Raw genomic sequence first — 20,484 nt, 5'->3', positions numbered from 1 at the left:
TGTTCAGAGAGCCCGGCTATTCCGGTTCAAAACGACCCGGCGTAAGCGCCCAGCGCGCCGGGGTTGCGGGCCATGCCGGCCTCCTCGGTCAGCGTATCGTCGAGCCGGTAGTCGAATTCGGTCAGCAGGCGAGGCTCCCAGTAGCGCTCTGGGGCCGGATGATACGGGAAGGCGGTGCGGCCGATGGCGGGTGAGTCAGCGGTGAGCGGGGACTGAGAACTGGGTGAAAAAGCGGTTTTTTGAGTTGGCTGGGTCATAATTTTAAAAGAGGCTTATCAGCAAATTGATTATCAAGCCGTACTCGTATCATCATAGTTATTATAGTTTTATAATCAGCCCGCCAGCTTCAGTGCAGGGGCTGTAAGTGGTTGTTAACATCGCGGGCCCCGCAGTCGCGGGCATCGGCGGCGGCGTGCTGGCGCTCCAGCCACGTATCCACGGTGCCGGTGAGGGTGGCGCGGCCGTTGGCCACGTGCACCTCGATATCCTGGTCGTGCAGCAGCGCCGACCAGTAGTAATGCAGCCGGATGCGCTGCTCCAGGGCGAGGTCGGCGGCGGGGCCTTCGAGGTCGGCCGTGTCGTCGTCATCGCCGGGCTCGGCGCGGGCCGGGGCTACGCGCACGTGGTTTTCCAGCCCCACCACCCCGTTGATGCCGCTGGCCACTTCGGCCGTGCGCTGCTGGTCGAAATGCGAATCGACGGAGCCGCCCACCTGCACCCGGCCCTGGTCCACGCTCACCAGCAGGTGGTAGCCCGTCAGGTAGGCATCGGCGGTCAGGGCCGCCTTCACCTGCTGACGAATCACGTCATCGTCCACGGATTTGGCGGGGTGAACTTCGAGCTGGTTGTGCACATCTGTCACCCCCAGCACGTTGCGCGCATCCTGGCCGGCGGCGCGGCGGGCGCGCAGGTTGCTCACCGCACCGGTCAGCGTCACGGTGCCGTGCTCGACCTGTACGGTGGGCGTATCGGGGTGGCAGCGGGGGTCATAGCGCAGGGCATCGCGCACGGCCTGGGCCACGTCCTCATCGGCTTTCGGCGCGTAGCGCTGGTGCCGCAGCACTTTGTCAAGCGCCCACGGGGCCACTTGCAGCTGCGCGGCATCCACGCTGGTGGCCCCGGCCCGGTGGGCGGTGGCCAGCACGTGGTCGAACTCGGCCGCCGTGCCCACGGTACCGGTCAGGCGCACCGCGCCGTGGTCGGCATCGACGGATACCAGCGGGCTTTTCACGCGCAGGTCCCACGCCAGGCAGTTGCGGATATGGGCGGCAATGTCCTCATCGGCAGCGGTTACCGGGCTGCCCTGCACCACCAGGCGATTGTGCAGGTGGCGCACGCCGGGCACGCCGCGCAAGGCCCGCAGCACCAGCAGTTCTTCGGCCCAGGTTTGCACGTTGCCTTCCAGGATTACTTCGCCGTCGTTGGCGTAGCTGCGCACTTGGTAGCGGCGCACGGCGGGGTCGTTTTGCAGGGCCCGCACCACCCGGCGCTGAAGCTCGGCATTGGGCACGTCGGGGGTGCGGATGACCAACTCGTTCACCACGCCGCGCACGCCGCGCACGGCTTTGGCTATTTCGGCCGCCCGCTCCCGCGCCAGCAGGTTGTCGGTGAAGCCGCTCAGTACCACAATGCCATCGTGCGTGGCCACGTCCACCAGGTGCGAAGTGACGCCCTTTTTGAGCATGAAGAGCAGTTCGATGGCCGCCGTAATGTCGGCATCGGCCAAATGCTCATCCGTATGAATGGTGACGGGTTGGCTTTTCATGGCGAAGAGACAAAAACAAAGAGGAATGCGCGGGCGCGGGCAGCGCGCGGGGCGCTGTCCACTGCCGCGGCCAGTTGGGCCGTCCCGGGCGGCTTAATAAGCTGCAGACGGTGATGAGGCCGTAGCGCCCTTGCGTAGGCTAATTGCTAGCAAGCCTAGCACCAGCATCAGGGAAAACAGAAGCGAGGACGTAACCATAACCGAGCGATTTAAAGGCCAGCAGAACAGTGTTAATCGGTAGCTTACCAATTACTGCAAGTTGCACCTTTCAGCTACTCTGGCGCGGTGACAACAATCATATATTTCTATGATTTTGATTACCCCTCCTACGATTCAGCTATACGCCACCCAAGTGGTGCTCCCAGGGCCCGATGCGCTCTTCCCACGTAGCGCGGCATCGCAATTGCAGCCCAACTGCTTAGTTTTGCTGATTCCCCAATTTTGCCCGCCTTAGTAAAGCTGCCTATGCAACCGGAAACCACTACTTACACTTCACTTCAAGCCGACCGCCGCAAGTTCTACATCGTAGCCGCCAATGGCACGGCGCTCTATGTGCTGGCCTATTATCTGGTGTGGGGGCTGCACCAGGCGGCCAAGCTGGCCGTGTCGCACCACTTCCAGCTGCGCGGCATCTGGGACCCCAGCACCATTCGCTACACCCTGGCCGATAACGAGTGGTGGCGCACGGCCATCATCGCGGTGTACGGCAGCGGGCCGGTGGTGTGCCTTGTGCTGGGGCTGGTGGCGTTTCGCTGGTATTGGCGGGGCGAACGGGCCCGGCGGGGGCAATTTAAGCTGCTGCTGCTGTGGGTTGCTTTTCACGCCTGCAACGCCGTATTCGGCGCCCTGCTGGCCGATACGTTCACGCATTCGGGCTTCTGGTACGTGCCCGATTGGCTCCTGGGCCTCGGCGGGGCCATGAACGTGGTGCTGGCGCTGCTGGCCGGGCTGGTGCAGCTGGGCCTGGGCTATTTCGGGGCCATCGCCTTCCTGCAGGCTCACGATTCGCACACGGTGATGCGCTACGACAAGCGCCAGCTCATGGTGGTGAGCACGCTCATTGTGCCCTGGGTGGCGGGCGGCATCTTCATTGCCCTCACCAAAATGCCCTACCTCACCGTGCAGGAGACCCTGCACCTAGCCATGATGGGCCTGCTGGTGACCCCACTGGCCCTGGGCTGTCTCAACGAAGTATTCTCGGAAACCGTGAAACGCCCCCAGGCCACGCGCGTGGCCTGGGGCTTGGTGGGCCTGGCCATCGTGGTAGCCGTGGTGTGGCGACTGGCCCTTAGCCCGCCGCTGACGTTCGGCTAAGGCTTCGGTGAACGAGTATCTCCTAAAATATCCAAAACCGAAACGCCCCGGCCCGCCCGCCGGGGCGTTTTTCGTGCCTTTTAATTGCTTACTTTATTTCACTGCTTCAAATGTCACATTCCTTCTTCAAACGCAAGCAAAACCAAGAAATCTCTCGAGACGATGCCTTCTTTGACCGGGTGGTAGACGCCCGAAAATTGATTGGCTTTATGAGCAATCCGAAGTGGGTCAAGCTGCTTCACGTCATGGTTGAAAATCATAGCTTAATCAGGGAATGTCATGTCAAATTGATTTGGGAGCAAGAATACACTGGCCGCTGGCTTCTTATAAATGAGTTCACTGACTACCAGTTTGATTATTACGACAAGTCGATGGAGGCCATGATTACCGGCAAGCCGCGCGGATGGTATGATTATCGAGAAATTGAGTGGCTGGAATTTCAGTGCCATCTTACAGACCAACCTGGGAAACAAGACCTTGAAGCTATTCAGTCAGCACTTGAGCAAGTCGGTCAGCTTCCACTTGTTCTAACCGATGGCTCATTAAGACTTGAGGCTTATCGAGTCACGGCTGCCTAAGATTCTGTTCTCACTAATACCTGCGTACACCCTGCCCCGGCCACCCCGCCGGGGCGTTTTTCGTACCTTCGCCCACGGTTTCCACCCTCACGGTCGCGGACTATTGGTCCGCCCTACTCCTACTATATGCATCCCGCCCCAGTAGCACCCTACAAGCCCAAAAACCACGTTCGCATCGTCACGGCCGCCGCTTTGTTTGATGGCCACGATGCTGCTATCAACATCATGCGCCGCATTATTCAGAGCAGCGGTGCGGAGGTGATTCACCTCGGGCACAACCGCTCGGTGCAGGAAATTGTGGACTGCGCCATTCAGGAAGATGCCCAGGCCATTGCCATTACGAGCTACCAGGGCGGGCACAACGAGTACTTCAAGTACATGTATGACCTGCTGAAGGAGCGTGGCGCGGGCCACATTAAAATCTTCGGCGGCGGCGGCGGCGTGATTCTGCCCACCGAGATTGAAGAACTGATGGGCTACGGCATTACCCGCATCTACTCGCCCGACGATGGCCGCGCCATGGGTTTGCAGGGCATGATTAACAACCTGCTGGAGCAGGCGGACTTCCCGACGGGCCAGAACCTCAATGGCGAGGCCGGCCACATTCAGGACAAGGATGCTCGCAGCATTGGGCGTTTGATTTCGGCGGCGGAGAACTTCCCCGAGGAGTTTGAGCGGGTGAAAGGGCAGCTGGTGGCTGACTTCCAGCAGAGCGAGGCCGACCAGAACCAGAAGCTGGCTTCGAAGTCCTCCGCTCCTATTCTGGGCATCACGGGCACGGGCGGCGCGGGCAAGTCGTCGCTGGTGGATGAGCTGGTGCGGCGCTTCCTGTTCGACTTTCCGGAGAAGACCATTGCCATTATTTCCGTCGACCCCAGCAAGCGCAAGACGGGCGGCGCGCTGCTCGGCGACCGGATTCGGATGAACTCCATCAACTCGCCGCGGGTGTATATGCGCAGCCTGGCCACGCGCCAGAGCAATTTGGCATTAAGCCGCTACGTGCAGGATGCCGTGGACGTGGTGCGCGCCGCCAACTACGATTTGATTATTCTGGAGACTTCGGGCATCGGCCAGTCCGACACCGAAATCATTGAGCATTCCGATGCCAGCCTGTATGTGATGACGCCCGAGTACGGCGCGGCCACGCAGTTGGAGAAAATCGACATGCTCGATTTCGCCGACGTCATTGCCCTGAACAAGTTTGACAAGCGCGGCGCGCAGGATGCCTTGCGCGACGTGCGCAAGCAGTACCAGCGCAACCACGGCCTCTGGGATTCGCCCACGGACCAGATGCCGGTGTTCGGCACCATTGCCTCGCAGTTCAACGACCCGGGCATGAACCGGCTGTACCGGGCGGTGCTGAAGATGCTGGAAACCAAAACCGGCGCCACCTTCGCCTCGCACCTGGAAACCAGCGCCGAGGATTCGGAGAAGATTTACATCATCCCGCCGCACCGCACCCGCTACCTCTCCGAGATTGCCGAAACCAACCGCGCCTACGACCAGCGCGTGCGCGAGCAGGCCCAGATTGCGGAAGTAGCCGGCGCCTTTGCCAAGCTCGAAGAGCACTACCGCGACGAGAAAAAGAGCAGTGATAGCATGGTAGAGGAGTTTGCCAAGAACAAGCAAACCCAGCTCCGCCGTCTCGACGCCGACAGCCAGGCCATCCTGGAAAACTGGGAAAGCACCCTGCAAAACTACCGCAACCCGGAGTACGTGTACTCGGTGCGCGGCAAGGAAATTCGGGTGAAGACGCACACCAAGTCACTGTCGGGCAACGACATTCCGAAGGTGGCTACGCCGCGCTACTCCGGCTGGGGCGACCGCCTGCGCTGGGCCATGCAGGAGAACTTCCCCGGCGAATTCCCCTACACGGCGGGCGTGTTCCCCTTCAAGCGCGAGGGCGAAGACCCCACGCGCATGTTTGCCGGCGAGGGCGGGCCGGAGCGCACCAACCGCCGCTTCCACTACGTGAGCATGGGCCTGCCGGCCAAGCGCCTGAGCACGGCGTTTGACTCGGTGACGCTGTACGGCGAGGACCCCGACCACCGGCCCGACATCTATGGCAAAATCGGCAACGCGGGCGTGAGCATCTGCTGCCTCGACGACGCCAAGAAGCTGTATTCGGGCTTCAACCTGGCCAACCCCAGCACGTCGGTGTCGATGACCATCAACGGCCCGGCGGCGCAGCTGGCGGCGTTTTTCATGAACGCGGCCATCGACCAGCAGTGCGAGCTCTACATCAAGGAGCAGGGCCTGGAAGCGGAGGTCGACGCCAAAATCGACCAGATTTACGCGGAGAAAAACCTCTCCCGCCCCCGCTACCAGGGCGAGCTGCCGGCCGGCAACGACGGCCTGGGCCTGATGCTGCTGGGCGTGACCGGCGACCAGGTGCTGCCCGCCGACGTGTACGCCGACATCAAGGCGCGCACGCTGACGCAGGTGCGCGGCACCGTGCAGGCCGACATTCTGAAGGAAGACCAGGCCCAGAACACCTGCATTTTCAGCACCGAGTTTGCCCTGCGCCTGATGGGCGACGTGCAGGAATACTTCATCCAGCAGAAGGTGCGGAATTTCTATTCCGTGTCCATCTCCGGCTACCACATTGCCGAGGCCGGCGCCAACCCCATCACCCAGCTGGCCCTCACGCTCTCCAACGGCTTCACGTTTGTGGAGTACTACGTGAGCCGCGGCATGAGCGTGAACGACTTCGCGCCGAACCTGAGCTTCTTCTTCTCCAACGGCATCGACCCGGAGTACGCCGTGATTGGGCGGGTGGCGCGCCGCATCTGGGCCAAGGCCATGAAGCTGAAGTACGGCGCCGACGCCCGCAGCCAGATGCTGAAGTACCACATCCAGACCTCGGGCCGCAGCCTGCACGCCCAGGAAATCGACTTCAACGACATCCGCACCACGCTGCAGGCGCTGTACGCCATCTACGACAACTGCAACAGCTTGCACACCAACGCCTACGATGAGGCCATCACTACGCCCACCGAGGAATCGGTGCGCCGGGCCATGGCCATTCAGCTCATCATCAACCGGGAGCTGGGCCTGGCCAAGAACGAAAACCCGCTGCAAGGCTCCTTCATCATCGAGGAGCTCACCGACCTGGTGGAGGAGGCCGTGTTGGCCGAATTTGACCGCATCACGGAGCGCGGCGGCGTGCTCGGGGCCATGGAAACCATGTACCAGCGCGGCAAAATCCAGGAGGAAAGCATGCACTACGAGATGCTGAAGCACACGGGAGAGTACCCCATCATCGGCGTGAACACCTTCCTCTCGTCGAAGGGCTCGCCCACGGTGGTGCCGGCCGAGGTCATCCGCGCCACGGAGGAGGAAAAGCAGTACCAAATCGAGATGCTCAACATCCTGCACACCCGCAACGCCGACCAGACCGAGGCCCGCCTCAAGCGCCTGCAGCAAGTGGCCGTGGCCAACGGCAACCTCTTCGCCGAGCTGATGGAAACGGTGAAGTTCTGCTCGCTGGGGCAGATTACGAACGCGCTGTTTGAGGTAGGCGGTCAGTACCGCCGGAATATGTAGGATTGGGTAAGAAGTTTGAAAAATCAGCTGTCTCAAGCGTTAAAGCTGCTTAGTATAACGTGCTAAGCAGCTTTAACGCTTGAGACGAAAATGCATATCAGTAAAATGAATAACAAAGTCATACAATTGCTTGCTTGGGGGTTGGTAGTTATAGGGGTTTTAGTATTCGCTTACTTAATATATGCTTCGAAGTTAGGCGGATATCACATAGCAAATAGCAGTGACAGTCTACTTAAGCCTGTTAATGCCACTGATTTCGCTGTAACAGGGCAATTCGGCGATTTTATTGGAGGAGTAGTAGGAACTCTTTTCACACTATCGGGCACATTGTTAATATTCCTTTCATTCCAGGAACAGGTTAAGCAAAACGAGGAACAGGCCCAGCAGAACAGGGAGCAGTCCGAACAAAACAAACAGCAAGCAATTCAAAATAGACGACAGATTTTTGAATCATCTTTCTTCGAGATGCTTCGGTTACATCGTGACAATGTGGGTGAACTATCATATACTTATTATGAACCTGCAGGAATCACAACTGCATTAAACAGAAAAGTTTTTCGAGTTATTTTCAAAGATTTCACGGATTGTTATCGAGAAATTACCAAATTTTCAGACTCCATAAATCCAGCCGATTATTTATCAGGACCTCATCAGAAGTCTTTAGAGGACATAATAAAGCAAAACAATCTGAAAACAAATCCAATACAATTATCGATAATTGATTTAGCATATCAAGTTATATATTTTGGATTAAGCAATGAAGGTGAGACTGTACTCAGAGACCGGCTAAAAAGAAAGTATAACACTGAGTACCTTTTTAGGGTACTACTTTTTCTTAAGCTAAAACCCAAAAGAGAAAATTCAGTCGTTTTCTCTGAATGGAAATCTATGCGGGGACTTCCTATATCTGATTTCACTAAGCTAATAAATCATATCTATGATTTGCATAGAAATAAAAAACAAAGTAATATCCCTGATGAAGCTATAACATTATTTGAATCATTAAAAACCTCGTACAAGTATTATGGTGGACATCAACATAGACTTGGCCATTATTTTAGACACTTATTTCACACTTACACTTTCATTAATCAATATCCTGAATTATCAGATGACAGAAAGTATTTTTACGCAAAAACACTAAGAGCTCAGCTTTCAACGTATGAGCAAGCATTATTATTTGCGAATTCTGTATCTAGCTTGGGCTGGGACTGGGAATACAGAGACGTTTCGAACAACAGGCCTTGTTCGAAGTCAAATCAGATAATAACTAAATTTAATTTGGTTAAAAACTTGCCCGGCAAGCACATATATGGCATTACATACAATTACTTTTTTCCGGCAGTTAAGTACGAATCTGAGGAATAAAGATTAATTTCTCTCCTGCTTCCCCACACCCTGCCATTCTCACATTGGATTGGCAGGGTGTTCTGTTTACAGGGGGCCGTCCATGCAAGCCACAGGCACAACTTGCGTCTGAAACCGCTTCCCTCGCCTCATCAGCCACGCAAGAGGCGGCGGGGGCGCGGGAGGCCATGACTGGCAATTCGTGCTTGCAACTAAGCACCTATATTTAATGCACCAACATCATCCCCTGCTCTACACGGTGGCGCGGTGCTTGGTGCAACGGGCGCAGAGTACCGACGCCTGTTTTTCACTGCGAACGACCCTTACCTTCTGAAACAAACTTCCTTTCCTGAAAAATTATGCTGAACTCTACTGTAATTACTTCCGAGGTGCGGCGCGCCGGGCACGTATCGGGGTGGCTTGTGCTTCTGCTGGTGTTGGTAGGCGCTTTTCCGGGGCGGGTACGGGCACAATTGCCCGTCTGGACTGGGGCGACCTCCTTCGCAACCAGCAACCAGTATGCTTTTTACCCTTTTGAGTCGGTGGTTGATGCCAACGGCGACATTATCATGGTAGGCAAATTTCAGGGCTCCATCACGCTGGGCACCTTGCCCACCCTCACGGCCCAGGGATTCAACGATGTGTATGTGGCCAAGATGAATGGCCAAACGCGACAATGGATGTGGGCCGTGCGGGGCGGCGGGGGCGAGGTTCACATCAACAAAGTGCTGCTGGATAGCAGCGGCGATATTTTACTGGCGGGGGCTTACGTGGGGACCGCGAGCTTTGGGAACCTGCCCGTGCTCGCAACCAATGCTTCCAACGGCGCCGCCCACGACCTGGTGGTAAAGCTCTCGGCAGCCAACGGAACTTGGCTGTGGGCTACCGGCTCGACGGGGTTATCGTCCTACGACGCTGACCTTAGCGCCATGGCCATTGATGCGGCAGGCGATGTTATCGTGTCCGGCAACATTACAGGAACTGCTCGGTTCGGCACCCTGCCAACAGTCACAAACCAAAGGTTCGTGAACAAGCTAAGCGGAAGCACTGGCCAATGGCAGTGGGTGCAGACGGTGCCGTCAGCTATCAGTTATATCTCGGCGGTGGCCGTGGAAGCTTCCGGCAACGTGGCCATAAGCGGGAATTTTACAGGGCCGCTCACCCTTGGCAGCTTGCCCGCCTTTCCCGGCAATAGGTTCTTCAATTTGGTAGTGGCCAAACTGGCACCGGCCACGGGCCAGTGGCTGTGGGCCGCACAGGCCACGGGCAATAGCACCACGTCGGCGACCAGGGCAACATCGCTGACATTCAGTCCGGCGGGCGAGGTAGTGGCAGTAGGGTACATGGATAACAGTGCTTCCCAGTTCGGTAGCTTGCCAGCCGTGACTGGAACCGGCATTTTTCTGGCCAAACTGGATGGTGCAGCGGGTGCTTGGCAATGGGTGCAGACGGCATCGCCGCGAACCTTTACGTACCTCACCAGCGCGTACCGAACCATCGCGTTCGACGCCACCGGGGACATTCTGACGGCTGGTGCCTTCACCGGCACCTTGACGTTTGGGCCTTCTATAAGCCTGACCAGTGCGGGTAGCCAAGACGTTTTCGTGAGTAAGGTGGATGCGGCTACTGGCCAGACCGTATGGGCGACCCGGGCGGGTAGCACCGGCCAGGAAACCGTGCACAGCCTGCGGCCCACCAGCACAGGCGAACTATTGCTAACGGGCTCCTTTGAAAGCCAAACGGACTTTGGCTTTCTTCCCACACTGGTAGGCACCCCTTCACCCAGCGGAGGCGCCTCCGCCTTTCTGGCCCACCTGAGCACCAACCAATTTGCCGTTACCACGTTTACGCCGGCCCGCAACGCCTCGGTGGCCGCGGCCAGTCCCGTGCAGGTGGCATATAGCCGCTCACTGGCGGCCACCTCCCCGGCCTTGACGGTGTTTGGCGACTTGCGCCAGGGCCGCAAATCGGGCACCGGCAGCCAACCGAGCACCGGAGGACTCGCCAATAATGCCGTACGGTTTGTAGGCACGCAGCCGTTCAGTCCCAATGAGTTGGTGAGCGTATCGGTGGCAGGAGCCACGGCCGGTAGCGGGGGCGCGTCCCTGCCGGCCTGGATTTATCAGTTTCGGGCGGCGGTTGGCGGAACGGGCCGCGGCCTTTTCACCGGGGCCGATAGCGTGGCCGGCGCGTGGCAGTCGACTTTTCTTACCACCGGAGATTTGGACAACGACGGGGACTTGGACGTTATTTCGGCAGGCTCCCAGGGCCAGGGAGGCGCGTTCACCTTGGGCCTGAACGACGGAAGCGGCCGTTTTGCCGCCGGGTCCGGATTTGCCGCCCGCGGCACGGTGACGGCCCTGGCGCTGGCCGATGTGGATGCTGACGGCGACCTGGATGTGGCCTGGGCCGCGCACTACCCTTCCTCCGATTCGGTACTCGTCCGGTTCAACAACGGCAGTGGCGGCTTCACGGGACTTTCCAAAGTTTTGGTGAGTGCCAACCCGCGCAGCCTCCTGTTTGGCGACCTGGACGCGGACGGCGATTTAGACCTGCTAACTACCAGCTACCTAACGGCCGGAAGCGCGAGCGTCCGCTTGAACAACGGCGCGGGCGTATTTACCGGGGCCGGAACCATCAGTTTGGGGGCCAATACTTTTGGCGCGAGCTTAGGCGATTTGGATAACGACGGCGACTTGGACATTGTGGCCACAAACGAAGGGGACGGAACCGTTTCCACCGTGCTAAACGATGGCACCGGAAGCTTCGGCACTGCCGTCGCCACCACCGTTGGGGCACTACCGCATGGGGTGATGCTATCCGATATCGACAAAGACGGGGACTTGGACATAGTAATATCTTCGGCTCAGCCCAGCGCAACTACGCTAGCCATTGGGTTCAACAACGGGGCCGGACATTTTTCAGTAGGCTTTTCTCAAGTGGGCAGTGTGAGCAGCTTTTCTTTGGCTGATATTGACGCCGATGGAGATTTTGACCTCCTAACCCTTGATAAAACCGTGCGCACCGTCCGGACTTGGCTAAACGATGGCAGCGGAACGTTTAATCGGGCTCCTGCAAATAGGATTACCTCCGTGCCCGCAACCTTGATTCTGGGTGATTTGGACGGGGACGGGGATATTGACTGGCTCACGGCCAATACCTCCGGAACCCTCAGCGCGCGTTTTAATACGGGAACTGCGCTGGCCACGCAGGCCAAGTCCACTCCTTCCACAATTGCTATTTATCCCAATCCAGCTCATCAACAAATCACTGTTGATATTCCGGCCGGCACTGCGTCTGTTCAGCTTAGCCTTATCAATGCGATAGGCCAGGAAGTACTGCATTACCAGAGCATAAGTGAAAAAGCAGGAAAGAGCGTTGTATTGGATATTAAAAGCATACCACCAGGCGTATACCACTTGCGCATGGTTACGGATGCTGGCAGTGTGTCAAAAGCTCTTGTTATAGAATAGTTACTCGCCAGACGCATATTCGGCCGATTGTAATACTAAACTCCAGCAACAGCCCATCTGCCCAAAACGGATGGGCTGTTGCACTGAGTGGCAAAACCAGTGGCATTGGGAAACAGCTTCCCCCTACTTCCATCGCCACGCAAGAGGCGGCGGGGGCGCGGGGGGCGGGCGTGCCCCCAAGAAGCACTAAGCTTCACCAGCGGCCCTAAGCGGTGCCGGGGGCACGGGGGCGGGCGCGGCTAGAGTTTCAGCAACAGCTTCCCTAGCCTCTTCAGCCACGCAAGAGGCGTCGAGGGCGCGGGGGCGGGCGTGCGATAGGCGCTTTTCCATCGTATCGCTACTAGCTCCTATCGTATCGTACCGTATCTGGCGCGGCGGGCGGCGCGTACTTTTGCGGCATGGAAACGCAGGTACACACGGTGGCGGTCACGCTGGATTGGGGGCTGCTGGCGGCAGTGAGCAAGCTCGATAGGTTTGATGCGTCGTGGTCGGCCATTGAGCGGCGCGAAGGCCAGAACCTGAAACAGCTCAAAGCCATTGCCACGGTACGGAGCGTGGGGGCCTCAACGCGCATTGAGGGCTCGCGGATGAGCGACGCGGAGGTGGATGTGCTGCTGCGCAACACCGACATTACCAAGCTCGAAGACCGGGACTCGCAGGAGGTGGTGGGGTATTTTCAGGCGCTGGATTTGATTGCGGATTCCTACGCCGACATCGACCTCACCGAGAACAGCCTGAAAGGGCTGCACAGCGAGCTGCTGCGCTTCAGCCGCAAAGACGAATGGCACCGGGGCAACTACAAGCAGCACCCCAACTCCGTGGAAGCCCACCTGCCCGACGGCACGAAGCGGCTGGTGTTTGCCACCACCGCGCCGGGCTTCGCCACCGAGGACGCCATGCGGGCGCTGCTGGCCTGGTATGCGCAGGACACGGCCACGCACCCGCTGGTGAAATGCGCCCTGTTCTGCTACGAGTTTTTGAGTATCCACCCGTTTCAGGATGGTAACGGGCGGCTCAGCCGGCTGCTGGCTACCCTGCTCCTGCTCAAGCAGGGCTACGTCTGGATTCAGTACGTGAGCCTGGAGCACGAAATAGAAAGCCGCAAAACCGAGTACTACCGCGAGTTGCAGCGGTGCCAGTCGCAGCGGCCGGGCGAGAATATCTCGTCGTGGCTGACGTTCTTTTTCAGTGCGTTGGGCAACGTGCAGCAGCAACTGTTGCAGAAACTCACGGCCGAAGGCGCGAACAGCCAGCTGCAGCCCCGCGAAAAAGCCGTTTTGCTATTCGTGGAAAACAATCCCGGCTGCCGGTCTGGGGTCATCGCCGAGCGGCTGGCCATTCCCGCGCCTACGGTAAAAAAGATACTGGCTATTCTGGTTGAACGCCGTCTAATTGCCCGACACGGCAGCGGCCCGGGGCTTAATTATACGCTGAGTTAGGCACGACCGGTAACTTACAAGGCCCATTTGAAACTACGCCGCGATGCCGTGAGCTTTATTCACAACAGCTTCCCCTGCCTCTCCGGCCACGCAAGAGGCGGCGGGCGCGCGGGGGACGGCGCACCACCCAGCTACGCTCAGCTTCCCAAGCGGCAATAAGCGGTGCCGGAGGGCGGTTGGGCTAGGCGCTGAGGCACGCGCCGGCCTTTTGAAAAGCAACATCGATTTTAAAGTAGTGCATCGCGCCATTTGTTATTTTGCCCGCATGCCTCCATCAAAGATTGTCTTACTGACTTGCATACTAGCCGGGCTTCTCGTGAGTAGCTGCCAGGCACCGGCTGTGCGCCTGGAAGGCAAAACCACGGCCAGCGGCCGGCAGTACTCGATTTTTTATCCGCAAGCGCTGCATATCCGGGTCTTAACCCGCCGGCCCGAAGCGGCCGGCCCGCGCGTGCAGCTGAGCGTGGCCGCTGCTTACACCGATTTGGACAGCAGCGAGCCGCTGGATTTGCTGGTGAGCCCGGGCCGCGCCGTGCAGCCTAAAGCCACGGTGGGCTTTCTGGATGGGGCGCTGACAATTACCGGCGACTCGCTGCGTATTTCCCTGATTCCCAGAGGGCAGTCGCCGCCCGGCGCGGAACTGGCGCGGGTGCAACGGCAGCACGGCACGCTGCTATTGCAGGAGCTGCTGGTGTTTCGGGGCCGGAATGTGAGGGGGCCTGGCGGCAGCTTTTTCCAGCGCCGGGCACTGACGGAACTACCAAACCATCGGTTTGCGGTGGTGGAAAGCCAAGCCGACGACCTCACGATGCAGCAATTCGCGGCCGACCTGCTGGAGTTGGGCGCGCTCAATGCCATCAACCTGGACATGGGCGGCTGGGACGAGGGCTGGTACCGGGCCGGCACCCAGGTGGTGAAGCTGGGCCACCGGCGTACCGACACCAACCGGCAGTCGAACTGGTTGGTGTTTGAGGACCCTACAGCCCAGTAGAGACGATGCCAGACAGAACGGTTTAGGGACTGGCGCGAGCATAAGCGCGTAGCCGAAACACACGCCGATGGCGGCCAGCGGCAGCCGAAACCGGGCCATATTGCCATTGGGCACTTGTGGTCCAACAACGCGTCCGGCCCTTGCGGAAACCGGACGCGTTGTTGGACCACAAGTGCCCGCGCAGGACCGACGGCGCGCGAACTGTTTACAAGGCGCTGCCGGCCTTGAAGAAATAGGTGGCCGTGAGTTGGGCCACCCGCTGGCAGTAGGCCGTGGGCTCGGTGCTGAAGGCGGGGGCCTTGCCGGTTTGCTGGTTCACAAGGCCCAGGCCGTAGCCTAGCTGCACCTGCACGGCCCGGAAGCGGTAGCCGATGCCGGCATTGAGGCCGGCATCGAAGCGGCGGGCCACGATGGCGCCGCTGTTGGCGTCGTAAGGAGCGGGGTTGGTGGTGCCGCTGGTACCCGTGCCCGAGTTAGTGACCGGGCCACCGGGATAGGTGTCGCGGTAGATGAAGAAGGTGTTGCCGTAGCTATAGTAGTTGTTGGTGCTGCTACTGCCGCCGCTACCGTTAGTGCTGGTGGTGTTGCCCTGGTTTTCTATCTCGGTGCGCCCGCCCAGGCCGAAGGCCACATACGGCCCGGCAAACACTTGGAAGCCGTGGTCGCCGCCGGTGGTATACACCAAGTTGACAGGGATTTCGAGGTAGTTGGCGCGGCTGGTGCTGTGCAGCTTCTCGGTAAAGGTGCTGCGGTTGAAGACATTGCTACCGAAGGAGTAAGTGGTGGTGGTGGTGGCGTCGAGGGTTTGCTCTACCCCTTTTTGGGAGAACAACACCGCCGGCTGCAGGGCCAGCTTGCCAAAGTTCACGTCGAGCACCGCGCCAAACTGCGGGGCGATGATGGCCTGGCGATTGTAGCTCTGCTGGGTATTGACGACGATGGTAGCCGTACCGCTGTTGCTGCCGGTGTTGGCCAAATACGTAGGGTCGTCGCCGGCGCGGTTGGCCAAGTTGGCCCCGGCGCGCAGGCCCAGGCTGAAGGTGGTCTGCGCCCGGGCAGCAGGCGCGGTGGCCAGCAGCGCGGCCACGGTGGTAAGGGAAAGGAAGCGGAAAGTCATTAAAATGAGCAGTTTTTAAAAAAGGTGAAGCAACAATGATTTCGGTGAAGGTAAGGTGCGGTTTCCGTCCTGGCGGGCCCGCACTGGTGCGCGCCGGGCGCAGCCATAGCCCCGCTCCGGGCTAAGGCCAGGTGCGCTCGGGCTACTTCCTGCCTACTTTTGAAGGAGAACCTCATCCCTGCGGCCTTCGCGGCCGCTTCCCCTACTTGCTTCCTATGCCGGGCTACCGCAACCTCGACGACATTCTGACCATTGAGCAAACGCCGCTGGCTGCCCAGCCGGTGCCCGCCCACACCCTGGCCCTGCTGGAGCGCGGCCGCGACCGCAACCCCGCGGCGCTGGCCCTGCGCTTCGTGTTCAGCGGCGAGCGGCCCACCGAGTCGGTCGACTTCACCTACGCGCAGCTGGTGCAGCGCTGCTACCAAACGGCCAACATGCTGCACGAGTTGGGCGTGGGCGCCACCGACGTGGTGTCGTACCTGCTGCCCAACCTGCCCGAAACGCACTTCACGCTCTGGGGCGGGCAGGCCGCCGGCATCGTCAACCCGCTGAACCCGCTGCTGGAACCGGCCCAGATTGCCGAAATCCTGAACGCGGCCGGTACTAAGGTGCTGGTCACGCTGCGGGCGTTTCCAAAAACCGACATCTGGCAGAAGGTGCAGGCCGTGGCGCCGCTGGTGCCCACGCTGCGCACTGTCGTGACCGTGGATTTGCTGGAGTATTTGCCCCGCATGCAGCGGCTGCTGGTGGGGGCCCTGCGGCTGACGCAGCCCAAGCCCGCGCTGCCAGGCATCCGGGTGGTGGATTTTGCGCAGGCCAGCCGCCGCCAGCGCGGCAACCGCCTGGTGTCGGGCCGGCAAATTGCTTCGGCCGATGTGGCCTGCTACTTCCACACCGGCGGCACTACGGGCACGCCCAAAATCGCGCCGCTCACGCACTATAATATTACGAGCACCACGTTTGCCGCCTCGCAGCTGCTGGGCGGCGAGGCCGCGCCCGAACGGCTGGTGTTCTTCTGCGGGCTGCCGCTGTTTCACGTGAACGGGGTGGTGGTGACGGGCAGCGTGCCGTGGCTGCTGGGCCACACGGTGGTGCTGGGCAGCCCGGCGGGCTACCGCGGGCCGGGCATTCTCGATAATTTCTGGAAGCTGGTGGCGCACTACCGCCTGTCGCTGTTCAGCGGGGTGCCCACCATTTTCAGCCGCCTGCTCACGTTGCCGGTGGAAGGGCACGACCTGAGTTCGCTGCGCTACGCCATCTGCGGGGCCGCGCCGCTGCCGGTGGAGCTGCTACGGGCCTTCGAGCAGCGCACCGGGCTGCGGCTGGTGGAGGGCTACGGCTTCACCGAGGGCAGCTGCATCAGCGTGGTGGGGCCGCTGGCGGGGCCGCCCATGCCAGGCAGCATCGGCCTGCGTGTGCCCTACCAGGACGTGCGGATTGTTATTCTCGATGAGCAAACCGGCGACTTCCTGCGCTTCGCCGAAGCCGAGGAAAGCGGCGTGCTGGTGGTGCGGGGCAGCAACATTTTCCACGGCTACCTGCAGCCCGAGCACAACAAAGGCATTTGGGTGGACACCGGCGATGGCCAGGGCCCCTACTATAACACCGGCGACCTGGGCCGGATGGACGCGCAGGGCGGCTTCTACATCACGGGCCGCAAGAAGGAGCTCATCATCCGGGGCGGCCACAACATCGACCCCAAAGTCATCGAGGATGCCCTGATGACCCACCCTGCTGTGGCCCTGGCGGCCGCCATCGGCAGCCCCGATGCCCATGCCGGCGAGCTGCCCGTGGCCTACGTGACGCTGCACCCCGGCCAGGAGGCCACCGAGGGCGAGCTACGCGCCTTCGCCGAGGCCAATATTCCCGAACGCGCCGCTTGGCCCAAGCAAGTGTACACGGCCACCGAGCTGCCGCTTACGGCCATTGGCAAAATTTTCAAGCCTGCACTGACCAAGCAGGAAATCAGCCGGGTGTATCATCGCCACCTGGCCGTGGTGCCAGAGCTGACCGTGGATTCCATCAGCGTGCGCGACGACAAGCAGCGCGGGCTGGTGGCAGAAATTTCAATGAGCGGCACGGCTTCGGACGAAGCTATTGCGCAGGCCCTGCTGGGCATGGCCGTGCCGTATGACGTGCAGCGGGCGGGGTAGAACGTCATGGGCAAAAAAGCCGTCATGCCGAGCGCCGCGAAGCATTATTACCGTGCAGCTAATCGATTCGATTGGATTGCGTTGAGCGGTAAAGATGCTTCGCGGCGCTCGGCATGACGGGCTGCTTTTTATCGTCCCTTCACGCCAGCAGACGGGCCTGGTGCGCGATGTTGATGAGCGCCGGCGCATTCTGCAGCGTGGCCAGCACCACTTCCTTGGCCGCCTGCTTCAGCTCGTCTTTGCTGATGTCGCGGGTTTCTTCCTGCACCAGCTCGGCTAGCGCCTGAAAGGCGTGAACCAGGGCTTCGCGGCGCGGGCGCTCGGCGTGCAGCTCGGCATATACTTCGGTGAAGTGCTGCTTGATTTTCTTGCGCCGGATGCGGAACACTGACTCTTTGCTCACGGACGGCTGAATGGAATCGAGCAAGGCTACCAAGGGCAGCAGCTTGGTGGCGGTGCTGGTCAAGGCGCCGGTGAGGCTGGGGCGGCGAGTGTTTTCGGCCGCCACCGGTGCCGCACCACTTCGGACAACCGAGCTTGCATCGGGCTCCGCAAAATCATCGGAATAGATAGACATAAAAGCTTCGTTCAGGAAATCGGTGCCAAGTGGCGCAAAGACGAAAATAACAGGTAGCCGGCCACAAACTATTCACGCTATTTCGGCTGAGTACAGCGCCACGGTGCCGGCCTTGCCCCGCAGCGGAAACGCACCCAGCGCCTCGAATCGAAATTCGGGCGGGTGCGGCAGCGCCTCGTAGAGTGCCGCCGAGAGCAGCAGGCGGCTGTGCAGGGCGTTGCACTGGGCCTCGATGCGGGCGGTGGTATTCAGCACGTCGCCGTGAAAAACCAGCTCGGTTTTTACCGCACCCACCTGGGTGGCCATCACCGGGCCGCCGTGCAGCCCGGCTTTGAAGGCGGGCACGGCCCCGTAAGTGCGCAAGTAATAGTCGCGGCGGCGGTCAATAGCCTCCTGCATGGCAAAGAAGCAGCGCACGCAGCGGGCCTGCTCAATGCCGGGCCGCCACTCCCAGGTCACAACCACTTCATCGCCCACATACTGATAAATTTCGCCCCGATGGGCCACGATGGGCGCACCCATGTCGAAGAAAAAGTCGCGGATGAGGTGGCTGTACTGCTCGTTGCCCAATTCCTCAGCCAGCGCGGTGGAGCCCTTCACATCGACAAACAGGAAGATGCGCTGCTCGGCCACCGGGTGGTGGTAGCGGCCCAGAAACAGGCGCAGCAGCGCGGGGCGGCCTATTTTATTACTAAGCTGATAAAGCAGGGAGGTGAACAAACTTAGAATGCCGTAGCCCGTGAGCAGGCGCACAAAGGCCTTGCCCTCGGGCCGAATGGCCAGGGCGCGCCAGCTCTGAAACCCCTCGGCATCGAGGGCAGCCAGCAGGGTGTTGTCGACGGCATTGCCGAAGATGCGGCGGATGAGAAAGAGCAGCAGCCAGAACCCGGCCAGGTAAAACAGCATGCCCAGGCCCAGCCGCGCCGCCAGCCGCACCCGCGCAAACAACTGGGGGTACACGTACACTTCGAGCGCGGCCACCAGCAGGCCCACCGGCCCGCCCACCTCCAGCGCCAGCCGCACATCGAGGCCCGAAAGCGTGCCGCGCACCAGCAGCACGAGCAGCAGCGTGCCCAGCACAAAAAACAGCGTGAGCGCCAGCACCGAATGCCAGTAGAACCGCTGCAGGGGCCGCCGCCAGGGCGAGGACGTTGATTTCATAGAGTGCGAATTACGCAGGAATTGTGCTTTCCAAGACTCCGTTTTGGGATTGGTCAAACATCCCTGCCCCCAAACCGTCTTCTGGTTATCGAACCCCATAACCCCCCTCATGTCCACCATCACCATCGCCCAAAACTCCGCGCAGCCGCTCACCGTCAACCGTCTTGGCTACGGCACCATGCGCCTTACCGGCCCCGAAATCTGGGGCGAGCCCGCCGACCGCCCGCAGGCGCTGGCCATCCTCAGGAAAGCCGTTGAATCGGGCGTCAACTTCCTCGACACGGCCGACTACTACGGCGAGGACGTGACCAACCGCCTCATTGTGGAGGCCCTGCACCCCTACCCGGCCGACCTCGTTATCTGCACCAAAGTGGGCGCCACCCGCAAGCCCGACAAAAGCTGGGTGGCCTTCAACACCCCCGAAAATCTGCGCACCGCCATCGACAACAACCTGCGCACCCTGCAGCGCGAGCAGATTCAGCTCGTGCACCTACGGCTGATGGGCCACGGCGCGGTGCCGCTTGATGAGCAGCTCGGGGCCATGTTTGAAATGCAGAAAGAAGGCAAAATCCTGCACGTGGGCCTGAGCAACGTGAACCGCGCGGAGCTGGAAGCCGGCCTGAAGCTGGGCGAAATTGCCACCGTCGAGAACATGTACGGCTACGCCCAGCGCACCAGCCTAAGCGCCCCCTACGGCGAAACCCGGGGCGGCGAGGAAGTGCTACCTCTCTGCGAGCAACACGGCATTCCGCTCATTCCGTTCTTCTCACTGGTGCACGGCCTGCCCAACGCGGGCAACAAGCTGGCCGAAATAGCCCGTAAGCACCACGCCACCGAAGCCCAGCTCAATATTGCTTGGCTGCTGCACAAGTCGCGCTGGATTCTGCCCATTCCAGGCACGTCGTCGCTGGCGCATTTTGAGGAAAACATGAAAGCGGCCGATATCAAGCTGAGCGCAGAGGACATGGCGTACCTGGGGTAACCGTGCAGGGGTTTTATTATCATAAAATGATGTCATGCTGA

The 20,484-nt window shown here is 60.1% G+C and carries 14 protein-coding genes; 9 read left to right on the top strand and 5 right to left on the bottom strand.

Annotation, left to right across the window (positions count from 1 at the left end; genetic code table 11):
• Window positions 1-26 precede the first annotated feature (26 nt).
• A complete protein-coding gene (locus tag I7X13_RS02755; RefSeq protein ID WP_198068238.1) occupies window positions 27-257 on the bottom strand; it encodes a hypothetical protein in 231 nt (76 codons plus the stop codon).
• 89 nt (window positions 258-346) lie between these two features.
• Window positions 347-1,765 (bottom strand): BON domain-containing protein, encoded by a 1,419-nt coding sequence (locus tag I7X13_RS02750; RefSeq protein ID WP_198068237.1) that lies wholly within the window; start codon window positions 1,763-1,765, stop codon window positions 347-349.
• A gap of 465 nt (window positions 1,766-2,230) precedes the next feature.
• On the opposite strand from I7X13_RS02750, the gene I7X13_RS02745 reads away from it, so the two are divergent.
• From I7X13_RS02745 to I7X13_RS02715, 7 genes are all read left to right on the top strand, one after another.
• Entirely contained in the window at window positions 2,231-3,079 is an 849-nt protein-coding gene (locus tag I7X13_RS02745; RefSeq protein WP_198068236.1) for a hypothetical protein, read from the top strand.
• A gap of 110 nt (window positions 3,080-3,189) precedes the next feature.
• Window positions 3,190-3,657: a hypothetical protein gene (locus tag I7X13_RS02740; RefSeq protein WP_198074255.1), complete on the top strand. Its 468-nt coding sequence runs from the start codon at window positions 3,190-3,192 to the stop codon at window positions 3,655-3,657.
• A 126-nt stretch (window positions 3,658-3,783) separates the two neighbouring features.
• Window positions 3,784-7,203, top strand: coding sequence for a methylmalonyl-CoA mutase family protein (locus I7X13_RS02735; protein ID WP_198074254.1), 3,420 nt, complete (start codon window positions 3,784-3,786; stop codon window positions 7,201-7,203).
• A gap of 105 nt (window positions 7,204-7,308) precedes the next feature.
• Complete coding sequence (locus I7X13_RS02730) at window positions 7,309-8,571, top strand: putative phage abortive infection protein (protein WP_198074253.1); 1,263 nt, start codon at window positions 7,309-7,311, stop codon at window positions 8,569-8,571.
• 338 nt (window positions 8,572-8,909) lie between these two features.
• Complete coding sequence (locus I7X13_RS02725; RefSeq protein ID WP_198074252.1) at window positions 8,910-12,023, top strand: T9SS type A sorting domain-containing protein; 3,114 nt, start codon at window positions 8,910-8,912, stop codon at window positions 12,021-12,023.
• A 398-nt stretch (window positions 12,024-12,421) separates the two neighbouring features.
• On the top strand, window positions 12,422-13,462 hold the full coding sequence (locus I7X13_RS02720) for a Fic family protein (RefSeq protein WP_198074251.1): 1,041 nt from the start codon (window positions 12,422-12,424) through the stop codon (window positions 13,460-13,462).
• 316 nt (window positions 13,463-13,778) lie between these two features.
• Window positions 13,779-14,453, top strand: coding sequence for a hypothetical protein (locus I7X13_RS02715; protein ID WP_198074250.1), 675 nt, complete (start codon window positions 13,779-13,781; stop codon window positions 14,451-14,453).
• A gap of 205 nt (window positions 14,454-14,658) precedes the next feature.
• Here the strand turns inward: I7X13_RS02715 and I7X13_RS02710 are convergent, their stop codons facing one another.
• Complete coding sequence (locus tag I7X13_RS02710; protein WP_198074249.1) at window positions 14,659-15,570, bottom strand: outer membrane beta-barrel protein; 912 nt, start codon at window positions 15,568-15,570, stop codon at window positions 14,659-14,661.
• A gap of 215 nt (window positions 15,571-15,785) precedes the next feature.
• Here I7X13_RS02710 and I7X13_RS02705 point away from each other — a divergent pair, with 215 nt between their 5' ends.
• Window positions 15,786-17,723, top strand: coding sequence for an acyl-CoA synthetase (locus tag I7X13_RS02705; protein WP_198074248.1), 1,938 nt, complete (start codon window positions 15,786-15,788; stop codon window positions 17,721-17,723).
• A 139-nt stretch (window positions 17,724-17,862) separates the two neighbouring features.
• Here the strand turns inward: I7X13_RS02705 and I7X13_RS02700 are convergent, their stop codons facing one another.
• Both I7X13_RS02700 and I7X13_RS02695 read right to left on the bottom strand, forming a co-directional pair.
• Complete coding sequence (locus I7X13_RS02700) at window positions 17,863-18,300, bottom strand: hypothetical protein (RefSeq protein ID WP_198068230.1); 438 nt, start codon at window positions 18,298-18,300, stop codon at window positions 17,863-17,865.
• Window positions 18,301-18,372: 72 nt separating this feature from the next.
• Window positions 18,373-19,461, bottom strand: a complete 1,089-nt coding sequence (locus I7X13_RS02695) for an adenylate/guanylate cyclase domain-containing protein (RefSeq protein ID WP_198074247.1) — start codon at window positions 19,459-19,461, stop codon at window positions 18,373-18,375.
• A 109-nt stretch (window positions 19,462-19,570) separates the two neighbouring features.
• On the opposite strand from I7X13_RS02695, the gene I7X13_RS02690 reads away from it, so the two are divergent.
• Window positions 19,571-20,443 carry an aldo/keto reductase gene (locus I7X13_RS02690; protein ID WP_198074246.1) on the top strand — a complete coding sequence of 291 codons (873 nt, stop codon included), beginning with the start codon at window positions 19,571-19,573 and terminating at the stop codon, window positions 20,441-20,443.
• Window positions 20,444-20,484: the final 41 nt, after the last annotated feature.

This window comes from Hymenobacter negativus (assembly GCF_016056375.1).
In the GTDB taxonomy this organism is placed as follows: domain Bacteria; phylum Bacteroidota; class Bacteroidia; order Cytophagales; family Hymenobacteraceae; genus Hymenobacter; species Hymenobacter negativus_A.
This window is presented reverse-complemented; position numbering and strand designations above follow the sequence as displayed.

Coding starts and splice junctions, on each gene's coding strand:
- I7X13_RS02755 (WP_198068238.1), bottom strand. CDS start 257: ATGACCCAGCCAACTCAAAAAACCGCTTTTTCACCCAGTTCTCAGTCC.
- I7X13_RS02750 (WP_198068237.1), bottom strand. CDS start 1,765: ATGAAAAGCCAACCCGTCACCATTCATACGGATGAGCATTTGGCCGAT.
- I7X13_RS02745 (WP_198068236.1), top strand. CDS start 2,231: ATGCAACCGGAAACCACTACTTACACTTCACTTCAAGCCGACCGCCGC.
- I7X13_RS02740 (WP_198074255.1), top strand. CDS start 3,190: ATGTCACATTCCTTCTTCAAACGCAAGCAAAACCAAGAAATCTCTCGA.
- I7X13_RS02735 (WP_198074254.1), top strand. CDS start 3,784: ATGCATCCCGCCCCAGTAGCACCCTACAAGCCCAAAAACCACGTTCGC.
- I7X13_RS02730 (WP_198074253.1), top strand. CDS start 7,309: ATGAATAACAAAGTCATACAATTGCTTGCTTGGGGGTTGGTAGTTATA.
- I7X13_RS02725 (WP_198074252.1), top strand. CDS start 8,910: ATGCTGAACTCTACTGTAATTACTTCCGAGGTGCGGCGCGCCGGGCAC.
- I7X13_RS02720 (WP_198074251.1), top strand. CDS start 12,422: ATGGAAACGCAGGTACACACGGTGGCGGTCACGCTGGATTGGGGGCTG.
- I7X13_RS02710 (WP_198074249.1), bottom strand. CDS start 15,570: ATGACTTTCCGCTTCCTTTCCCTTACCACCGTGGCCGCGCTGCTGGCC.
- I7X13_RS02705 (WP_198074248.1), top strand. CDS start 15,786: ATGCCGGGCTACCGCAACCTCGACGACATTCTGACCATTGAGCAAACG.
- I7X13_RS02700 (WP_198068230.1), bottom strand. CDS start 18,300: ATGTCTATCTATTCCGATGATTTTGCGGAGCCCGATGCAAGCTCGGTT.
- I7X13_RS02695 (WP_198074247.1), bottom strand. CDS start 19,461: ATGAAATCAACGTCCTCGCCCTGGCGGCGGCCCCTGCAGCGGTTCTAC.
- I7X13_RS02690 (WP_198074246.1), top strand. CDS start 19,571: ATGTCCACCATCACCATCGCCCAAAACTCCGCGCAGCCGCTCACCGTC.